This is a genomic window from Pseudorhodoferax sp. Leaf274, from assembly GCF_001422445.1.
GTDB lineage: Bacteria > Pseudomonadota > Gammaproteobacteria > Burkholderiales > Burkholderiaceae_C > Pseudorhodoferax.
This window is the reverse complement of sequence record NZ_LMNA01000027.1, coordinates 53,723-70,832: the sequence shown is the minus strand read 5'-3', so window position 1 is coordinate 70,832 and position 17,110 is coordinate 53,723. Positions and strand designations below refer to the sequence as shown.

The 17,110-nt window shown below is 70.2% G+C and carries 15 protein-coding genes; 13 read left to right on the top strand and 2 right to left on the bottom strand.

Annotation, left to right across the window (positions count from 1 at the left end; translation table 11 throughout):
* The first annotated feature begins 28 nt into the window (after nucleotides 1–28).
* From ASF44_RS22675 to ASF44_RS22665, 3 genes are read left to right on the top strand one after another with little or no spacing between them, the layout of a single operon-like run.
* Nucleotides 29–1,132 carry an LLM class flavin-dependent oxidoreductase gene (locus tag ASF44_RS22675; protein WP_056901523.1) on the top strand — a complete coding sequence of 368 codons (1,104 nt, stop codon included), beginning with the start codon at nucleotides 29–31 and terminating at the stop codon, nucleotides 1,130–1,132.
* Nucleotides 1,132–2,109 carry a tripartite tricarboxylate transporter substrate binding protein gene (locus ASF44_RS22670; RefSeq protein WP_056901522.1) on the top strand — a complete coding sequence of 326 codons (978 nt, stop codon included), beginning with the start codon at nucleotides 1,132–1,134 and terminating at the stop codon, nucleotides 2,107–2,109. Before ASF44_RS22675 ends, ASF44_RS22670 begins: the two co-directional genes overlap by 1 nt.
* Nucleotides 2,110–2,122: 13 nt before the next feature.
* Nucleotides 2,123–3,127: an ABC transporter substrate-binding protein gene (locus tag ASF44_RS22665; RefSeq protein ID WP_056901521.1), complete on the top strand. Its 1,005-nt coding sequence runs from the start codon at nucleotides 2,123–2,125 to the stop codon at nucleotides 3,125–3,127.
* 45 nt (nucleotides 3,128–3,172) lie between these two features.
* On the opposite strand, the gene ASF44_RS22660 is transcribed toward ASF44_RS22665, so the two are convergent.
* Complete coding sequence (locus ASF44_RS22660; RefSeq protein ID WP_056901520.1) at nucleotides 3,173–3,757, bottom strand: TetR/AcrR family transcriptional regulator; 585 nt, start codon at nucleotides 3,755–3,757, stop codon at nucleotides 3,173–3,175.
* Between the two features lie 146 nt (nucleotides 3,758–3,903).
* On the opposite strand from ASF44_RS22660, the gene ASF44_RS22655 reads away from it, so the two are divergent.
* The 3 genes from ASF44_RS22655 to ASF44_RS22645 all read left to right on the top strand — a co-directional run bounded on the left by ASF44_RS22655 (nucleotide 3,904) and on the right by ASF44_RS22645 (nucleotide 7,037).
* Entirely contained in the window at nucleotides 3,904–4,995 is a 1,092-nt protein-coding gene (locus ASF44_RS22655) for an alkene reductase (RefSeq protein WP_056901519.1), read from the top strand.
* Between the two features lie 61 nt (nucleotides 4,996–5,056).
* A complete protein-coding gene (locus ASF44_RS22650; RefSeq protein WP_056901518.1) occupies nucleotides 5,057–5,845 on the top strand; it encodes an SDR family oxidoreductase in 789 nt (262 codons plus the stop codon).
* A 187-nt stretch (nucleotides 5,846–6,032) separates the two neighbouring features.
* Nucleotides 6,033–7,037: an NADP-dependent oxidoreductase gene (locus ASF44_RS22645; protein WP_056901517.1), complete on the top strand. Its 1,005-nt coding sequence runs from the start codon at nucleotides 6,033–6,035 to the stop codon at nucleotides 7,035–7,037.
* 113 nt (nucleotides 7,038–7,150) lie between these two features.
* Here the strand turns inward: ASF44_RS22645 and ASF44_RS22640 are convergent, their stop codons facing one another.
* Entirely contained in the window at nucleotides 7,151–8,857 is a 1,707-nt protein-coding gene (locus ASF44_RS22640; RefSeq protein WP_056901516.1) for a M14 family zinc carboxypeptidase, read from the bottom strand.
* 252 nt (nucleotides 8,858–9,109) lie between these two features.
* On the opposite strand from ASF44_RS22640, the gene ASF44_RS22635 reads away from it, so the two are divergent.
* The 7 genes from ASF44_RS22635 (at nucleotide 9,110) to ASF44_RS22605 (ending at nucleotide 16,804) form a co-directional block, all read left to right on the top strand.
* Nucleotides 9,110–10,132, top strand: coding sequence for an ABC transporter substrate-binding protein (locus ASF44_RS22635; RefSeq protein WP_056901515.1), 1,023 nt, complete (start codon nucleotides 9,110–9,112; stop codon nucleotides 10,130–10,132).
* Nucleotides 10,133–10,188: 56 nt separating this feature from the next.
* A complete protein-coding gene (locus ASF44_RS22630; protein ID WP_056901761.1) occupies nucleotides 10,189–11,190 on the top strand; it encodes an ABC transporter permease in 1,002 nt (333 codons plus the stop codon).
* Entirely contained in the window at nucleotides 11,184–11,975 is a 792-nt protein-coding gene (locus tag ASF44_RS22625; protein WP_056901514.1) for an ABC transporter ATP-binding protein, read from the top strand. The genes ASF44_RS22630 and ASF44_RS22625 overlap by 7 nt, the downstream gene beginning before the upstream one ends.
* Before the next feature lie 3 nt (nucleotides 11,976–11,978).
* Nucleotides 11,979–13,130, top strand: a complete 1,152-nt coding sequence (locus tag ASF44_RS22620) for a cytochrome c (RefSeq protein ID WP_056901513.1) — start codon at nucleotides 11,979–11,981, stop codon at nucleotides 13,128–13,130.
* Between the two features lie 58 nt (nucleotides 13,131–13,188).
* A complete protein-coding gene (locus tag ASF44_RS22615; RefSeq protein WP_056901760.1) occupies nucleotides 13,189–13,554 on the top strand; it encodes a DUF2946 family protein in 366 nt (121 codons plus the stop codon).
* 86 nt (nucleotides 13,555–13,640) lie between these two features.
* A complete protein-coding gene (locus ASF44_RS22610; protein ID WP_056901512.1) occupies nucleotides 13,641–15,932 on the top strand; it encodes a TonB-dependent receptor in 2,292 nt (763 codons plus the stop codon).
* 11 nt (nucleotides 15,933–15,943) lie between these two features.
* Nucleotides 15,944–16,804 carry a copper chaperone PCu(A)C gene (locus tag ASF44_RS22605; protein ID WP_056901511.1) on the top strand — a complete coding sequence of 287 codons (861 nt, stop codon included), beginning with the start codon at nucleotides 15,944–15,946 and terminating at the stop codon, nucleotides 16,802–16,804.
* Nucleotides 16,805–17,110 lie beyond the last annotated feature (306 nt).

Here is a 17,110-nt window from a genome sequence, read left to right as displayed (position 1 = left end):
GTCGCGCCGATTCCCAACGGAGCAACCCATGAGCCAAGTCGAATTCATCGGCATGATCCAGAGCCACAAGGTCTCGGAGATCCATGCCGCCCAGGGCCCCGCCATCGACCGCGACTACGTGCGCGCGTTTGCCCAGGCACACGAGGCCGCCGGCTTCGACCGCATCCTGGTGCCGCACCATTCCACCAGCGCGGACGCCACGCTGACGGTGGCCTACGCGGCCTCGGTCACCGAGCGCATCCACTTCATGCTGGCGCACCGGCCGGGCTTCGTGGCGCCCACGCTGGCGGCGCGGCAGTTCGCCTCGCTCGACCAGTTCAGCGGCGGCCGGCTGGCCGTGCACTACATCTCGGGCGGCTCCGACGACGAGCAAAAGCGCGATGGCGACTGGCTGGACCACGACCAGCGCTATGCCCGCACCGACGAGTACCTCGATGTGCTGCACAAGGTCTGGACGGCCGACAAGCCCTTCGACCACGAAGGCGCGCACTACCGCGTGCGCAACGCCTTCTCCGAGGTCAAGCCGCTGCAGAAGCGCAACGGCCAGCCGCATGTGCCGGTGTACTTCGGCGGCGCATCGGAAGCAGCGATCCCCGTGGCCGGCAGGTACGCCGATGTCTATGCGCTGTGGGGCGAGTCGCTCGAGCAGGCGCGCGAACTGACCACGCGCGTGCGCGCCGAGGCGGCGAAGCACGGCCGCAGCGTGCGCTTCTCGGTCTCGTTCCGGCCCATCGTGGCCGAGACCGAGGAGAAGGCCTGGGCGCGCGCCGAATCCATCCTGGCCGAGACGCGCCGCCTGCGCGTGGTGCAGGGCTTCGGCCGCGGCGGGCCGCAGCAGAGCGAGGGCGCGCGCCGCCTGCTGGCCGCGGCCGGGCAGGGCGTGCGCGTGGACAAGCGGCTATGGACGGCCATCGCGCAGGAGACCGGCGCGCGCTCGAACAGCACGGCCCTGGTCGGCACGCCCGAGCAGGTGGCCGACGCGCTGCTGGACTATTACGACCTGGGTGTGAGCACCTTCCTGATCCGCGGTTTCGACCCGCTGGAGGATGCGCGCGACTACGGCCGCGCGCTGATCCCGCTGACGCGCGAACGCGTCGCGCAGCGCATCGCCAACCGCCGCGAGGCCGCGTGATGCGCAGGCTTCGACGCATCGCCCTCGGCCTGCTCGGCGCCGCCAGCCTGCTCGCCGCGCCGCTGGCCCAGGCCCAGGCCTGGCCCAGCAAGCCGCTCAAGCTCATCGTGCCGTTCCCGCCCGGCGGCGCGGCCGACACCATCGGCCGCTACTACGCCGAGCAGCTCGCGCATGCGCTGGGCCAGGCCGTGGTGGTGGACAACAAGCCCGGCGCGGGAACGGCGATTGCGGCCGAGGCCGCCGCGCGCTCGGCGCCCGATGGCTACACGCTGTCGCTGGCCACCAGCGGCCAGCTGACCATCCTGCCGCACCTGCAGGCCAACCTGCGCTTCGACCCGCTCAAGGACTTCACGCCGGTCTCGCTGCTGGCCTCGGTGCCCAACGTGGTCGCGGTCAACGCCAGGTTCCCGGCCGACTCGGTGGACGCGCTGGTGGCCGCGGCCAGGGCGCAGCCGAACAAGCTCAGCTACAGCTCCTGCGGCAGCGGCACGCTGTGCCACCTGAGCGGCGAGCTGTTCAAGGGCCTGACCGGCGCCGACCTGCTGCACGTGCCCTACAAGGGCAGCGCGCCCGCGGTGGCGGCCGTGCTGGGCGGCGAGGTGCAGGTGGCGGTCGACACGCTGACCATCCTGGCGCCGCAGATCCAGGCCGGCAAGCTGCGCGGCCTGGTGCTCACCGCCGCCCAGCGCTCGCCGCTGCTGCCGGACGTGCCCAGTGCGCCAGAGGCCGGCCTGCCAGAGTTCGCGACCGCGGGCTGGTTCGGCATCGTGCTGCCCGCCGGCGCGCCTGCGCCGGTGGTCGAGCGGCTGCAGCGTGAGATCGCGGCCATTGCGCGCGCGCCCAGGACCGTGCGCGAACTGCAAGCCAAGGGCATCACGGTGGAGCACAACACGCCCGCCGCGTTCGCCGAGCTGATCCGGGTGGACCATGGCCGCTGGGGCCGGGTCATCCGGGAGAGCGATGTCCGCATCGAATGAACCGCACCACACCATGACCGAACCCTCTGCCTTCTCCCGCCGCCGCGCACTGCGCGCTACCTGCAGCGCTGCCATCGTCGCGGCCAGTGGCCTGCTGGCCGCGCGCGCCTGGTCGCAGCCGCGCAAGCTCAACTTCGCCTGGAACGCCACGGCCTTCTGCCTGTCGCCCGTAGTGGTCGCGCAGGAGCGCGGCTACTTCGAGCGCAACGGCCTCTCGGTGGAGCTGACCAACTACACCGGCTCCACCGACCAGCTGCTCGAATCGCTGGCCACGGGCAAGGCCGATGCGGCGGTCGGCATGATCCACCGCTGGCTCAAGCCGCTGGAATCGGGCTTCGACGTGAAGATCGTCGGCAGCTCGCACGGCGGCTGCGTGCGCCTGGTCGGCGTGAAGGAGGCCGGCGTGACCAGGCTCGCCGACCTCAAGGGCAAGACCATTGGCGTCTCCGACATCGCGAGCCCGGGCAAGAACTTCTTCTCCATCCTGCTCCAGAAGAACGGCATCGACGCCGACAAGGACGTGGCCTGGCGCCAGTACCCGGCCGACCTGCTGGACATCGCCGTGAACAAGGGCGAGATCCAGGCGATTGCCGACGGCGATCCCAACATCTACCTCATCGAGAAGCGCAACAAGGCGCGCTACGTGGAGATCGCCACCAACCTCTCGGGCGAATACCGGGACAAGGTCTGCTGCATCCTGGGCGCGCGCGGCGAGCTCGTGCGCAAGGACAAGCCCGTGGTGGCCGCACTCGTGCGCTCCATCGTGCAGGCCTCCGACTACGTGGCCGACAACCCCAACGAATCGGCCCGCCTGTTCGCCCGCTATGCGCCCAAGGTCGGCGTGGAAGACCTGCAGGCGCTGCTCGGCACGCTCACGCACCGGCACCACCCGACCGGGCGCAGCCTGCGCGACGAGGTGGAGTTCTACGCGCGCGACTTCCAGTCGGTGGGCGTGCTCAAGCCGGGCACCAACGTGGCGAAGTTCGCGGACCACGTGTCGGTGGACGTGCTGGGCTGAGGGCCGGGCGGACGACGCGGCTGCCGAGCCCCCAGCGACCCTGCGCTACGCACCACGGGTGGGCGGCCGCCTCGACAGCACGGCCGCGCGGCAGACATCCAGGATCTCGTCGGCCAGGGGCGAGTCGTCAGGACAGGCCCGCGACAGCACCAGCGCGCCAATCACCTGCGCGATCACCTCGATGCGCCGGGCACGCAGTTCGCTTTCGCGTTGGGCGTCCTGCGGCACACCGGACTGGCTGGCCAGCGTGGCCAGCAGGCCTTCGATGCCGGCCGCAAACGCGGCCTTGATCGGCGCCGGCTGGCGCGCAGCATCGCCGCACAGCGCGGCCATCGTGCAACCCTCGCCGCGCGCATCGCGGTGCGCGCGCGACAGGTAGTGCTCGACGAACGCGACCGCATCGACACCCTCGGCCTTGGCGGCCGCCTGCGCAAAGCCGCAGGTCGCCGCTTCGGCCAGCAGGTCGGCCTTGGACGGGAAGTGCTTGTAGAACCCGCCATGGGTGAAGCCGGCCACCGCCATCAGGTCCGCGATGCCCACCCCGTCGTAGCCACGCTCGCGGAACAGCGCGGAGGCTGTCTCGACGATGCGCGCCCGGTTCGCCTGCGCCTGCGCCTTGGTGACTTTCATGGGGGAGATCTCTGTGGATGGGCCATCGGAGGACGGCGTGAATATACATTGATGTCGATCGTCATCAAAATCTTGACAGTAAAGATGATGAACGACATCATTGTGCCTCGACGTCCCGCCCGATCCCAACGACACAGCACCACCACATGACCGACACCACGCTTTTCCATCCCTACACCCTGGGCCCGCTCCAACTGTCCAACCGCATCGTGATGGCGCCGCTGACGCGCAACCGTGCGGGCGCCGGCCTGGTGCCCAGCGAACATGCCGCCACCTACTACAGCCAGCGCGCCTCCGCGGGCCTGGTCATCACCGAGGCCACCCAGATCTCGGCCGATGCCCAGGGCTACCAGGACACCCCCGGCCTCTACACGCCAGCGCAGATCGACGGCTGGCGCCAGGTGACCGACGCCGTGCACGCGAAGGGCGGCAAGATCTTTGTGCAGCTGTGGCACGTCGGCCGCATCTCCCATGTCGACCTGCGGCCAGGTGGCACGGCGCCGGTGGCGCCCTCGGCCATCCGCGCGGCGACCAAGACCTTCGTCAACAACGGGTTTCATGACGTGTCCGAGCCGCGGTCCCTGCGCCTGGACGAGATCCCGGGCATCGTCGAGGACTTCCGCCAGGCAGCCGCCAACGCCATGGCCGCAGGCTTCGACGGCGTGGAGGTCCACGGCGCCAACGGCTACCTGCTGGAGCAGTTCATCAAGGACGGTGCCAACACCCGGACCGACGCCTACGGCGGCTCCATCGAGAACCGGGCGCGGCTGCTGCTCGAAGTCACCGCCGCCGTGGCCAAGGAAATCGGTGCCGACCGCACCGGCGTGCGCCTCTCGCCGGTCTCGTCGGCCGGGGCCATTTCCTGCAGCGATCCGCAGCCGCAGTACGACCACATCGCCGAGCGCCTCAGCGCGCTGGGCATCGTCTACCTGCATGTGGTGGAGGGCGCCACCGGCGGCCCGCGCGACGCTGCGCCGTTCGACTTCGCTGCGTTGCGCGCCCGCTTCAAGAACACCTACCTGGCCAACAACGGCTATGACCTCCCGCTGGCCAAGGCCCGCCTGGCCGAGGGCCAGGCCGACCTGTTCGCCTTCGGCCGCCCGTTCATCGGCAACCCCGATCTGGTGGAGCGGCTGAAGAGTGGCGCGCCGCTGGCTGCGCTGAATCCCGCCACGCTCTACGGCGGCGGCGCGGCGGGCTACACCGACTACCCGACGCTCGCAGGCGCCGCCCAGTGAGCCCTTCCCCACGCCGCACAGCGCGGCATGGACCCACCTTTTGGACCAAGAGATACAACACATGACCACCCGCTCCACCGTTCTCATCACCGGCGCCTCGACCGGCATCGGCGCCACCTACGCCGAGCGCTTCGCCCACCGCGGCCACGACCTGGTGCTGGTCGCCCGCGACGAGGCGCGCCTGCAGGCGCTGGCTGCGCGCCTGCGCGCGCAAACCGGCGCCGCCGTCGACATCCTGGCGGCCGACCTGACCCAGCCCGGCGACCTTGCGGCGGTCGAGGCGCGCCTGCGCGAGGACACCCGCATCGACACCCTCATCAACAACGCCGGCGCCACGCTGGCCGGTCCGTTCATCGACCAGGCGACCGACGACGTGGCCCGGCTGGTCGCCCTGAACACCACCGCATTGGTCAGGCTGGCCAGCGCCATCGCCCCGCGCCTGGCGCAGGCTGGCACGGGCGCGATCGTGAACATCGGTTCGGTGGTCGGCCTGGCGCCCGAGTTCGGCATGTCGGTCTACGGCGCGACCAAGGCCTTCGTGTTGTTCCTGTCCCAGGGCCTGAGCCTGGAGCTCGCGCCCAAGGGCGTCTATGTGCAGGCGGTGCTGCCCGCCGGCACCCGCACCGAGATCTGGGAACGCGCGGGCATTGATGCCAGTGCCATGCCCGATCTGATGGAGGTGGGGGCGCTGGTGGATGCGGCGCTGGTCGGCTTCGACCGCCGCGAGCCCGTGACCCTGCCGGCGCTGCACGATGCGGCGCACTGGGACGCACTGGATGCCGCGCGGCGGGGCCTGATCGCAGACCTGCGACAGGCCCATGTGGCGCAGCGCTACCGCGCCGCGGCGTGACGCGCCGGCGACAGGCCAAGGCGTGTCGCGCGCGGACTTCGCTGCCTCGGCGCTGGCCGTGGCCGTTGTGGCACGGCCCGCTGCGTCGGCAGGCCCGTCGATGCGTGCGCCAAGGCGCACGCGTGCACCGCGCAGCCCGGCGCCCAGAAATTGACACCAGCACAAAGCGCTGGAGAAGAGCCCCGTCATGCAAGCATTCATGATCGACCGCTATGGCAAGAAGGAAGCCGGGCGCATCGGCGACATGCCCGAACCCGAGATGCGCGACGACGACGTTCTGGTCCAGGTCCACGCGGCCAGCCTCAATGCGCTGGACGTGAAGATCAGGAGCGGCGCGTTCAAGCCGGTCCTTCCCTACCGCCTGCCGTTGATCCTGGGCAACGACGTGGCCGGCACGGTCATCCGGGTTGGTGCGCGCGTGCGCAGCTTCAAGCCCGGCGACGAGGTCTATGCGCGTCCCGACGATGACCGCATCGGCGGCTTCGCCGAACGCATCGCGATCCAGGAGTCGTCGCTGGCGCCCAAGCCCAGGAATCTCAGCATGGTCGAGGCCGCTTCCCTGCCTCTGGTGGCGCTGACGGCCTGGCAGACGCTGGTGGAAACCGCCCATCTGAAGAAGGGGCAGAAGGTGCTGATTTCAGCCGGTTCGGGCGGGGTCGGCAGCGTCGCCATCCAGCTCGCCAGGCATCTCGGTGCGTTCGTGGCCACGACCACCAGCACGGCCAACGTCGACTGGGTCAAGGCCTTGGGCGCGGACCTCGTCGTCGACTACAGGAAGCAGGACTTCAGCACCGTGCTGCGTGATTACGACGTGGCGCTGAACAGCCTGGGCAAGGACGCGCTCCACAAGTCGCTCCAGATCCTCAAGCCGGGCGGGCATCTCATCTCCATCTCGGGGCCACCCACCCCGGCATTCGCGGCCGCGCGGGGGCTGGCCTGGCCGCTACTACAGGTGCTGCGCCTGCTGAGTTTCGGCATCCGGAACAAGGCGAAGCAGCGCGGCAGTTCCTACAGCTTCGTCTTCATGCGGGCCGATGGCGCGCAGCTGCGCGAGATCACGTCCCTCGTCGAATCGGGCGCCATCCGTCCGGTCGTGGACCAGGTGTTCCCGTTCCAGGACACCGCCCAAGCCTTGGCCTACGTGGACAGTGGGCGTGCCAAGGGCAAGGTGGTGGTGCAGTTGGCGGTGTGACGTTCAGGACACACGGTCTCGCCGATGTCGGAGCGACGTTCGATCCCCGCCGGAACCTCGGCGGGGCCGTGGCGATCGGAGGGGGCACTCGGACGCTGCGTGGAGGACCCTGACTAGACCAAGGCTGCCACCGGATAGCGCCGCCACTCCGGCTCGGCATGGCGCCGGCCATGGGTGAACAGGAACCAGAGCACCGCCTGCGGGTCGGACAGCTGCTCCGGATGCGCGGCTTTCCATGCGTCGAATGCCTGCCGCAGCGCCGGCTCGTCGGCCAGCATCTCCAGGGCCGTGTCCTCGAAGGCATAGGCCGAGATGGAGGCCTGCTTCTTCTCCAGCACGCTGTTGAAGAAGCCCCAGCGGAAGAAGCTGTCGTGCGCTTCTGGCTCCAGGGTCTCGACCGCGTAGCGGGCCTGGGGCTGGGCCAGCGGCACCAGCACATCGCCGGCGCGCGCCTGGATGGCCTCGAAGTGCGTGCTCAAGCGCACACTGTCATGGAACATGTGGCCTTCGTAGGCGGTGGGTCGTGTGCCGACCTCCAGCACCCGGTACACCCGGGCCGCATCGAACAGCTGGTCGGCGTCCAGGCGCTGCAGCGCGACGCCGTTCCACTCCAGCCGCGCGATCACCTCGCGCCAGGCCTGGGGCACCAGGTAGGCCCTCGGCGCCGCCACCACGCATTCCTCGACGCAGCGGTCGAAGTGGACGATGTCCTTCTCCCACGGCTGGCCGCGGTCGTAGGCGAGCCGTTGGTAGTGGCCCAGCCGGCTCGGCGTGCGCACCGCAGCAAAGCCCTGGAAGCGAAGCCGCGCCGGCCGCGCGTGGTCGTTGCGCCAGCGCAGCGGCCACTGCGTGCGGCGGGCGGCATCGGCCCGCGCTGCGCGCCGCAGTTGCTGGATGCTTCGGGCCTGCGCCACGCTGAAGTCCAGCACCACCTCGACCAGCGTGCGCATCGCAGCCACGCGGTCGGCGAAGGGCTTGAGCATGTGGGTCTCGGGCATGAAGCCGATGGTGTGGTGCAGCGCGGCGTAGCCGGTGGAGAAGCGCGGCAGGTCGAGAAAGTCTTCGATGCCCTCGTCCGGCGTCTCGGCCAGCAGGTTGACGTAGGGGCAGGTCGGCCAGCCGCGCCGCTGCATGTCGCCGTAGATGGCGGGCAGCATGCGCTCGCGCAGGAAGTCGCCCAGGGCGCCGCCCAGCTTGTCGGGCTGGGTCGGGATCAGCGTCATGGTGTAGGCGTAGTCGGCGCCGTTGGAGGTGTGGGTGTCGACCATCACATCCGGGTCCCAGGCGGTGAAGAAGCGGTTGAACACCTGGGCGGCCAGGCTGTCGCATTTGATGAAGTCGCGGTTCAGGTCGAGGTGCAGGCCATTGCCCCGAAAGCCGAACGACTCGGGGCCGAGCTGGTTCGCCCGCGAACTGGACTGGCGGTTCACACAGCCGTCGACGTTGTAGACCGGGATGAACAGGAACACCGTGTCGCCGAGCGTCGCCAGCCGCGCGGGCTCCAGGCAGAAGTCGCGCACCAGCGCCATGCAGGCATCGATGCCTTCGGGCTCGCCGGCATGGATGCCGTTGTTGTTGAAGAACACCGGGCGCCCCTGCGCGCGCAAGGTATCGCGGTCGAACACGCCGTCGGCCGTGACCAGGCCGGCGTGCATGGCCAGGCCGGTGTCGGAGGTGCCGATCCGCCACCACCGCAGCACACCCGGGAAACGCTCGGCCAGCCGCTCGTAGAAAGCGATGCATTCGGCCCAGGTGGTGGTCTGGTTGCCATTGCCGAGTTCGAAGGGTGTGGGATGGGCGAGGCTGGTCGGGTACTGCATGGTCGGTCGGATTTTGTCAGTCGCCCACGCGTGCATCGGCCGGGCGCATTGGCAGTTCGCCAACCACTGGTCGATGTGGCGCAGCGTGTCGTCAACGCCGAATGGGTGCATGCGCCATCGCACTGCCCGCATGCAGCCGACGCGAACCCCCGGTTCTGCGCATATCCAAACGCTTTTTCCTGCGTTGGAAAAGTGCGCAGCCCCCCCTATCGTCGCTCCCATTCCTGATGTTCCACGGAGAGGGGGTTCACCATGTCCAATCTGCCCACCACGCACGGCACCACCTGGTCGCGCCGCAAGCTCGTGCGCACCGCCGGCCTTGCCGCCGTCGCGGCATCAAGCACGCTGCTGGCCTCGCGCGCACGTTCGCAGCCACGCAAGCTGACCTTTGCCTGGAGCCAGGCCGGCTTCTGCCTGACGCCCGTGCCGGTGGCGCTGGAGCGCGGCTTCTTCCAGCAGAACGGCCTGGACGTGGAACTGCTGAACTGGGCCGGCGCGGCCGACCAGCTGCTCGAGGCCGTGGCCACGGGCAAGGCCGACGTGGCCGTGGGCCTGATCCACCGCTGGGTCAAGCCGCTGGAGGCGGGGCTGGACGTGAAGCTCGTCAGCAGCGTGCACGGCGGCTGCCTGCGCCTGGTGGCGGCGCAGGGCGGCGGCATCACGAGCGATGTGAAGAGCTTCAAGGGCAAGGTGATCGGCGTGGCCGACCTCAACAGCCCGGCCAGGCAGTTCTATGCGATCCACTTGGCCAAGCGCGGCGTGGACATCGACAAGGACGTGGAGTGGCGCGTCTACCCGGCCGACCTGCTGGACGGCGCCGTCAAGAAGGGCGAGATCCAGGCGATCGCCGACGGCGACCCCAACCTCTACCTGATCGAGAAGCGCAACCCGGGCCTCTTCACCGAGATCGGCAACAGTGCCAAGGGCGAGTACGCCGAGCGCATCTGCTGCGTGGTCGGTGCGCGCGCCCAGTTCGCGCAGAAAGACAAGCCGCACGCCGCGGCGGTGGTGCGCGCCTTGGCCCAGGCCTCCAACGACGTGGCCGAGAACCCCAACGAGGCCGCCAGGATCTACCACAAGTACACGCCCAAGGTGCCCGTGGAAGACCTGCAGAAGCTGCTGGCCGAGCTGACCTACAAGCACCACCCCGCCGGCGCGCCGCTGCGCACCGAGGTCGAGGCCTTCGCGCGCGACTTCCACAACGCCGGCATCTTGAAGAAGAGCACGGACGTGGTGCGCTTCGCCAACCATGTGTCGCTGGACGTGCTGGGCTGAGCATGAGCGCGCTCGCACCCACTCCTTCCTTCGAGGCGCCGCCGCAGCGCCCCTCCATGTCCGCACGGCCAGCCGCGCCAGTCCTGCAGGCGCAGGTGCCCACGGGCATCTGGCGCACCGGCCTCGTGGCCACCTTGGCCTGGGTCGGCCTGGGCGTGCTGACGCTGGCCTGGCCCAACAAGCCCATCGGCTTTTCAGACTGGGCCTTCACCGAGGAGTTCGGCATCGCCGCGCTGGCGGTGGCGGTGCTGCTGCTGGCGGTCGCGCTGCTCGGCGCGCGCGCCGGCCAGGTAGGCCGCAAGCTGCGCCCTGCGGGCCAGTGGCTGATCGCCGCGCCGTTGCTGCTGGCGCTGTGGGAAGTGCTGACGGCCAAGCTGGGCCTGTTGCCGCCGCCGTTCTTCGCGCCGCCGCAGAGCCTGATCGAAGTGGTGGCGGAGGACTGGAGCCGGCTCGGCCTGTCCACCGCGCATTCGCTGCGGCTGCTGGCCAACGGCCTGGTGTTCGGCGCACTCGTGGGCTTCCTCACGGGCGTGTGGATCGGCTGGTCGCGCATCGCGGGCTACTGGGTGCATCCGCTGCTGCGCTTCCTGGGGCCGGTGCCGGCCTCGGCGCTGCTGCCGCTGGCCTTCTTCTTCGCGCCGTCGAGCTACTCGGCCGCGGTGTTCCTGGTCGCGCTGGCCACCTTCTTCCCGGTCGCGGTGCTGACCTGGTCGGGCGTGGCCTCGGTGCCCAAGAGCTACTACGACGTGGCGCGCACGCTGGGCGCGTCCGAATGGTTCCTGGTGCTGCGCGTGGCGATTCCTGCTGCCCTGCCGCAGGTCTTCGTCGGCCTGTTCATGGGCCTGGGCGCCTCGTTCTCGGTGCTGGTCACGGCTGAGATGATGGGCGTGAAGGCCGGGCTGGGCTGGTACCTGCAATGGGCCCAGGGCTGGGCCGCCTACGCCAACATGTACGCGGCGCTGCTGGTCATGGCCGTGCTGTGCTCGGGCCTCATCACGCTGCTGTTCACAGTGCGCGACCGCGTGCTGTCCTGGCAGAAGGGGACGGTCAAATGGTGAGCACGGTGCAGGCCACGCCCGTGGTGAAGAAGGGTGCGCACATCGCGGTGCAGCAGGTCAGCCACTGGTTCGAACAGAAGGGCAGTGCGCTGCAGGTGCTCGATGGCGTGGACCTCACGGTCGCGCCAGGCGAGTTCGTCGCGCTGCTGGGCCCCAGCGGCTGCGGCAAGTCCACGCTGCTGCGGCTGGTCGCGGGCCTGGAGCCCGCCACCACCGGCACGCTGACCCAGGACGGCACGCCCATCACGCGGCCCGATCCCTCGCGCATCGTGGTGTTTCAGGACCCCACGCTGTTCCCCTGGCGCACGGTCTGGGACAACGTGGCGCTGGGCCCGCAGGCGCGCGGCCTGCTCAAGCACCAGCGTGCGCGTGTCGATGCGGCGCTCAAGCTCGTGGGCCTGTCGGACTTCGCGGCCAGCTTCCCGCACCAGCTCTCGGGCGGCATGGCGCAGCGCGTGGCGCTGGCGCGCGCACTCGTCAACGACCCGCAGCTGCTGGTGCTCGACGAGCCGCTGGGCAAGCTCGACTCGCTCACGCGCATCGCCATGCAGAGCGAACTCGTGGCGCTGTGGCAGCGGGCCGGTTTCTCGGCGCTGCTGGTCACGCACGATGTGGAGGAGGCGCTGTTCCTGGCCCAGCGCGTGATCGTGCTGAGCGACCGGCCCGCGCGCATCACCGCCGAACTCCAGGTCGACCTGCCGTACCCGCGCCAGCGCGGGCACAAGCGCCTGGCCGAGCTGCGCCACGAGGCGCTGCGCCATCTCGGCCTGGACGCCACCTGGTAGCCGATGCCGCTGGAGACGGAGTGGCTGAACCAGCTCATCGCCGCACTGCAATCCGCCCAGTACGGGCTGCTGCGGCTGCTCGGTGCGCTGGGGCTGGTGCCGCCGCTGGACGGCCAGCCGGCCTGGCCGTTCGCGCTGCGCCTGTCGGGCGAGAACCTGCTGATCGACCTGGGCCAGGCACGCCGCCTGGGCTGGAGCCTGGCGGCCCTGGCGCTGGCCGTGCTGCTGGTGCTGCTGGCCCTGCTCTGGCGGCGTCGCCGCTGGTTGCTGCTGGCCAGCGTGCCCGTGCTGCTGCTGGCCGCGCCCTGGCCCGAGGCACGCGTGCTGCTGGTGCCGGCCACACCGGCCAGCTTCCACCGTTCGCCGACCGGCTTCTCGGCCCAGGCCATCGTGCAGGGCCAGGCGCTGTACGCACAGCACTGCCTGGCCTGCCACGGTGCGGATGGGCGCGGACAGGGGCCGCTGGCCGCGGCGCAGCCGGTCTGGCCGCCGAACTTCGCGGGGCCGTTGCTGTGGCGGCGTGCCGATGGCGATCTCTGGTGGCGTGTGCTGCACGGCGTGCGCGGGCGCGGTGGCCAGGCCACCATGGCCGGCTTCGGTGACAGGATTTCCGACGACGAGGCCTGGGCGCTGATCGACTTCATGAAGGCCCAGGGCGCCGGCCAGGCCCTGCGTGCGGCCGGCTTCTGGCCGCAGCCCGTGGGCCTGCCCGATGTGGCGGTGCGCTGCGCGGGGCGGGCCGAGCGGCCGCTGCGCAGCTGGAGCGGGCAGCGCGTGCGCGTGGTTGCCGAAGGTGCGGGCCAGGTGCTCGAAGACCCACGCTTCGTCACCGTGCTGCTGCGGCCGTCGGGCGCAGCCGCATCGGTTCCGCAAGCCGACTGCGTGGCCACTGGCGATGCGGCCTGGCAGGCCTTCGCGCTGATCACGGGCAGCGAGGCCCTGGCCGGCACGCAGCTGCTGGCCGACCGCGATGGCTGGGCGCGTGCGCGCGCGGCGCCGGGCCAGGCCGGCTGGTCCGAGGACGATCTGCTGTGCCGCACGGAAGGCGCGCCGCGCGCGCCAGTGGGCCGTGCGCCAGCCGATGGGCTGTCGGCGCTGATCGCGGCGATGGACGCCGAGCCCGTGCGCTACGTCAAGGGCGGCTTCGTGCATTGAGCACGCCCTCATGCACAATCGCCGGCCCATGCACGCCTTGCTCCGCCTGATCGCCCGCATGCCCCTGGTGGCAGGCCGGCGGCCGGGCGCGGGCCTGGTGCGCGGCGTGCTCGCGCTGTTCCTGCTGTCGCTGGGCGTGGCCATCGCGTCGCCCGTGGTCAAGCCTCAGGCCATGGAGCTGATCTGCTCGGGCGCCGGCATCATCAAGGCCGTGGTGCACACCGACGACGGTGTGCAGGAGATGGGCGCCGGCCACCTGGACTGCCCGCTGTGCGTGCTGGGCGGCGCGCCGCCGCTGCCGTCCGTGGCCGGGCTGCCGCCCGTGCTGCCGCTGGGCCACGCGGTCCAGCCCATCCACGCCGCGCGCATCGCCGCGGCCACCGCGGCGCCGCTGCCGGCGCGCGGCCCTCCCTCGTTCGCCTGACATTGCCATCGATGGCGTAGCGCTGCTGCGCCCTTTCCTTGCCATGCAGCGGCGGGCCCCGGCCCGCCATCCGAGAGAGCTTTTCCATGCACAAGATCACCGTGCTGTTGTCGGGCGCCGCCCTGGCCGGCGCAGCCCTGGCGCAGGCCGCAGGCGACGCGCCCGAGCGCCAGAAATCCCTGGGCGTCGTGACCGTCAGCGGCGGCCAGCCCACGTCCCTGCCCACGCAGATCCCCACCACCATCGAGGGCGTCACGCGCGCGCAGATCGCCGCCACGGTCAACGCCACCGACGCCGAGGACGCGCTCAAGTACCTGCCCAGCCTGCTCGTGCGCAAGCGCTACATCGGCGACTACAACCACGCCATCCTGTCCACGCGCGCCTCGGGCACGGGCAACAGCGCGCGCTCGGCCGTCTATGCCGATGGCATCCTGCTGTCGAATTTCCTGGGCAACGGCATCGCCAACGGCACGAACTACGCACCGCGCTGGGGCCTGGTCACACCCGAGGAGATCGAGCGCGTGGACGTGATGTACGGCCCGTTCTCGGCCGCCTACCCGGGCAACTCGGCCGGTGCCGTGGTCGACTACGTGACGCGCATGCCAACGAAGCTGGAAGCCCACATCCGCCTGGGCTACGCGGCCCAGCCCAACGACCTGTATGGAACGGACCGCACCTTCAGCTCCTGGCAGACCAGCGCCTCGCTGGGCAGCAGGAGCGGCGACTGGTCGTGGTGGCTGGCGCTGCAGCGTGGCCGCAGCGAGGGCCAGCCGCAGACCTTTGCCACCGCACTGCAGTCGGCCGGCCAGGCCGGTGGCAGTGGCGTGCCCGTCACGGGCGCAGTGCCCGGCCGCAACCTCACGGGCCAGCCCTGGTGGCTGCTGGGCAGCGCCACGCAGTACACGACCGCGCAGGACCAGGCCAAGCTCAAGCTGGCCTACGACATCACGCCGCAGCTGCGCGCCAGCTACACCCTGGGCTGGTGGCAGAACCAGTCCGAAGGCCGGTCGCAGAGCTGGCTGCGCGATGCGGCGGGCAATCCCGTCTACAGCGGCCCGGTGCAGATCGACGGGCGCAGCTACACGCTGGGCGCGACCGCCTTCCCCTCGACCGACGACGCGCAGACGCACTGGATGCATGGCTTCTCGCTCAAGAGCCGCACCCAGGGCACCTGGGACTGGGAACTCGTGGCCAGCCTGTACGACTACGCCCGGGACCGCCAGCGCGCGCCCACCACGGCGCTGCCGCAGGCCGCCAACGGCGGCGCGGGCACGCTGCAGACGCAGGACGGCACGGGCTGGAACCAGCTCGCGGCCAAGGGCACCTGGCGGCCGCAGGGCGTCGGCGGGGAACACATCGTGGACTTCGGCGCGGGCCGCGATGCTTATGAGCTGAACATCTTGAAGACCGCGGTGACGAGCGACTGGCGCAGCGGCGAAGGCGGCGCGCTCGTGAGCCAGGTCGGCGGCCGCACCAGCACCTGGTATGCCTGGGCGCAGGACGCCTGGGCCTTCGCACCGCAGTGGAAGGCCGTGCTGGGCGCGCGCTGGGAGCACTGGCAGGCCGAGGACGGCCTCAGCGCCACGGCCAGCAGCCGGCTGGCCTACGCGGCGCGCAGCCAGTCCGATGTCTCGCCCAAGGCCGCGCTGGCCTACCAACTCACGCCGCAGACCGTGCTCAAGGCCTCGCTGGGCCGCGCCGTGCGCTACCCGACCGTGGGCGAGCTGTATGGCGCGACCTCGGGTGGCGCGCTGGACTTCGTCAACGACCCGACCCTCAGGCCCGAGCAATCCTGGACGAGCGAACTCACAGCCGAGCGCGACCTGGGCACCGGCCTGGTCCGTGCCACCTTGTTCCACGAGACCACGCGCGATGCGCTGATCAGCCAGCTGATTCCGAACAGCACGGCTTCGCGCGTGCAGAACGTGGACAAGGTGCGCACGTTCGGCGTGGAGCTGGCGGCCAACGCCAGCGATGTGGCACTGCGCGGCCTGGACCTCGGCGGCAGCCTGACCTTCGCCAACAGCAAGACCGTGGCCAACGCCGCCAATCCTGCCAGCGTGGGCAAGTGGCAGCCGCGCGTTCCGCGCTGGCGTGCCACGGCGCTGGCCACCTGGCGTGCCGACGACCGCTGGTCTGCCACGCTGGCCGCGCGCTACAGCGGCCGCCAGTACAGCAACCTGGACAACAGCGACACCAACCCGTTCACGTACTTCGGCGCCAGCCGCTACCTGACGCTGGACCTGCGGCTGCGCTGGCAGATCGACCGGCAATGGTCGGCCGCCTTCGGCATCGACAACCTCAACAACCAGCAGTTCTGGGCCTTCCATCCCTATCCGCAGCGCACCTACCACGCGCAGCTCCAATTCGACCTTTGAAAGCACCACCCATGCGCTCCTTGCTCCTTCCCCTGCTTGCCGCCGCCGCGCCGGCCTTCGCCCATGTCACGCTGCCGCCCGGCGGGGCCACTGCCGGCAGCGACTACGAGGCCGTGTTCCGCGTGGGCCATGCCTGCAAGGACACACCGGCCACCACGGCCGTCACCGTGCGCCTGCCCGAGTGCTTCACGCTCGTGCAGGCGCAGCCGCGCGCCGGCTGGCAGCTGGCCAGCAGCACGCGCGAGGTCCGCTGGACGGCGGACGCCGGCCAGGCCCTGCCCGACAAGGAACGGGCCGAGTTCATCGTGCGCGGCAAGCTCACGGCCACCCCTGGCACGCTGTGGTTCCCGGTGCGCCAGGATTGCGGCGGCGAGAGCGCCGACTGGGCGCAACTGCCCGGTGCCGACGCCGGCGCCAAGCTGCCGTTTCCGGCTGCGCGGCTGGACGTCCTGCCCCCGGGCGTCGCCGCGGTGGACGTGAAGAACGCCTGGGCGCGCCCCAGCGTGCCGGGCCAGAGCGGCACGGGCGCCTTCATGCAGCTCAGCGCACCGCAGGGGCTGCGCCTGGTGGGCGTGGCGACGCCGCTGGCCGGCGTGGCCGAGCTGCACGAGATGCAGATGGACGGCGGCACCATGCGCATGCGCGAACTCAAAGACGGCCTGGCACTGCCCGCGCGCCAGACCGTGGAGCTCAAGCCCGGCGGCTACCACCTGATGCTGATGGACTTGAAGCAGCCGCTCACCAAGGGCACGCAGCTGCCGCTGACGCTGCGTTTCGTCGATGCCCGCGGGGTGGCCAGCCAGCGTGAAGTGCAGGTGCCTGTGGATGTGCCGCAGGGGGCGGCTGCGGCGGCGAAAGAGCACGTGCATTGAACGTCCGTTGCCGTTCCATCCGATGGACTGCGCACAGCGATCTTTTTGCAAAGTGCAGTTCACACCACCTGACGTGTAATGCCTTCGATTGGTGATTTCCTGTGATGAAAAATATTATCTCGTCATACAAAGTCATCATATTCGTCGGAAAAAATTACAGTTGAATCGGGTTGAATGAATCCATAGGAATTCAAGCCTGTGCGCCGGATGGATAATCCCGAAAAGGGCACGCGAGTTGCTGATCCAGAGGCGTCAACTTCCGTTGGCGTTTTCTGTTCCAACACTTGAGGGCTTGTTATGCGACAT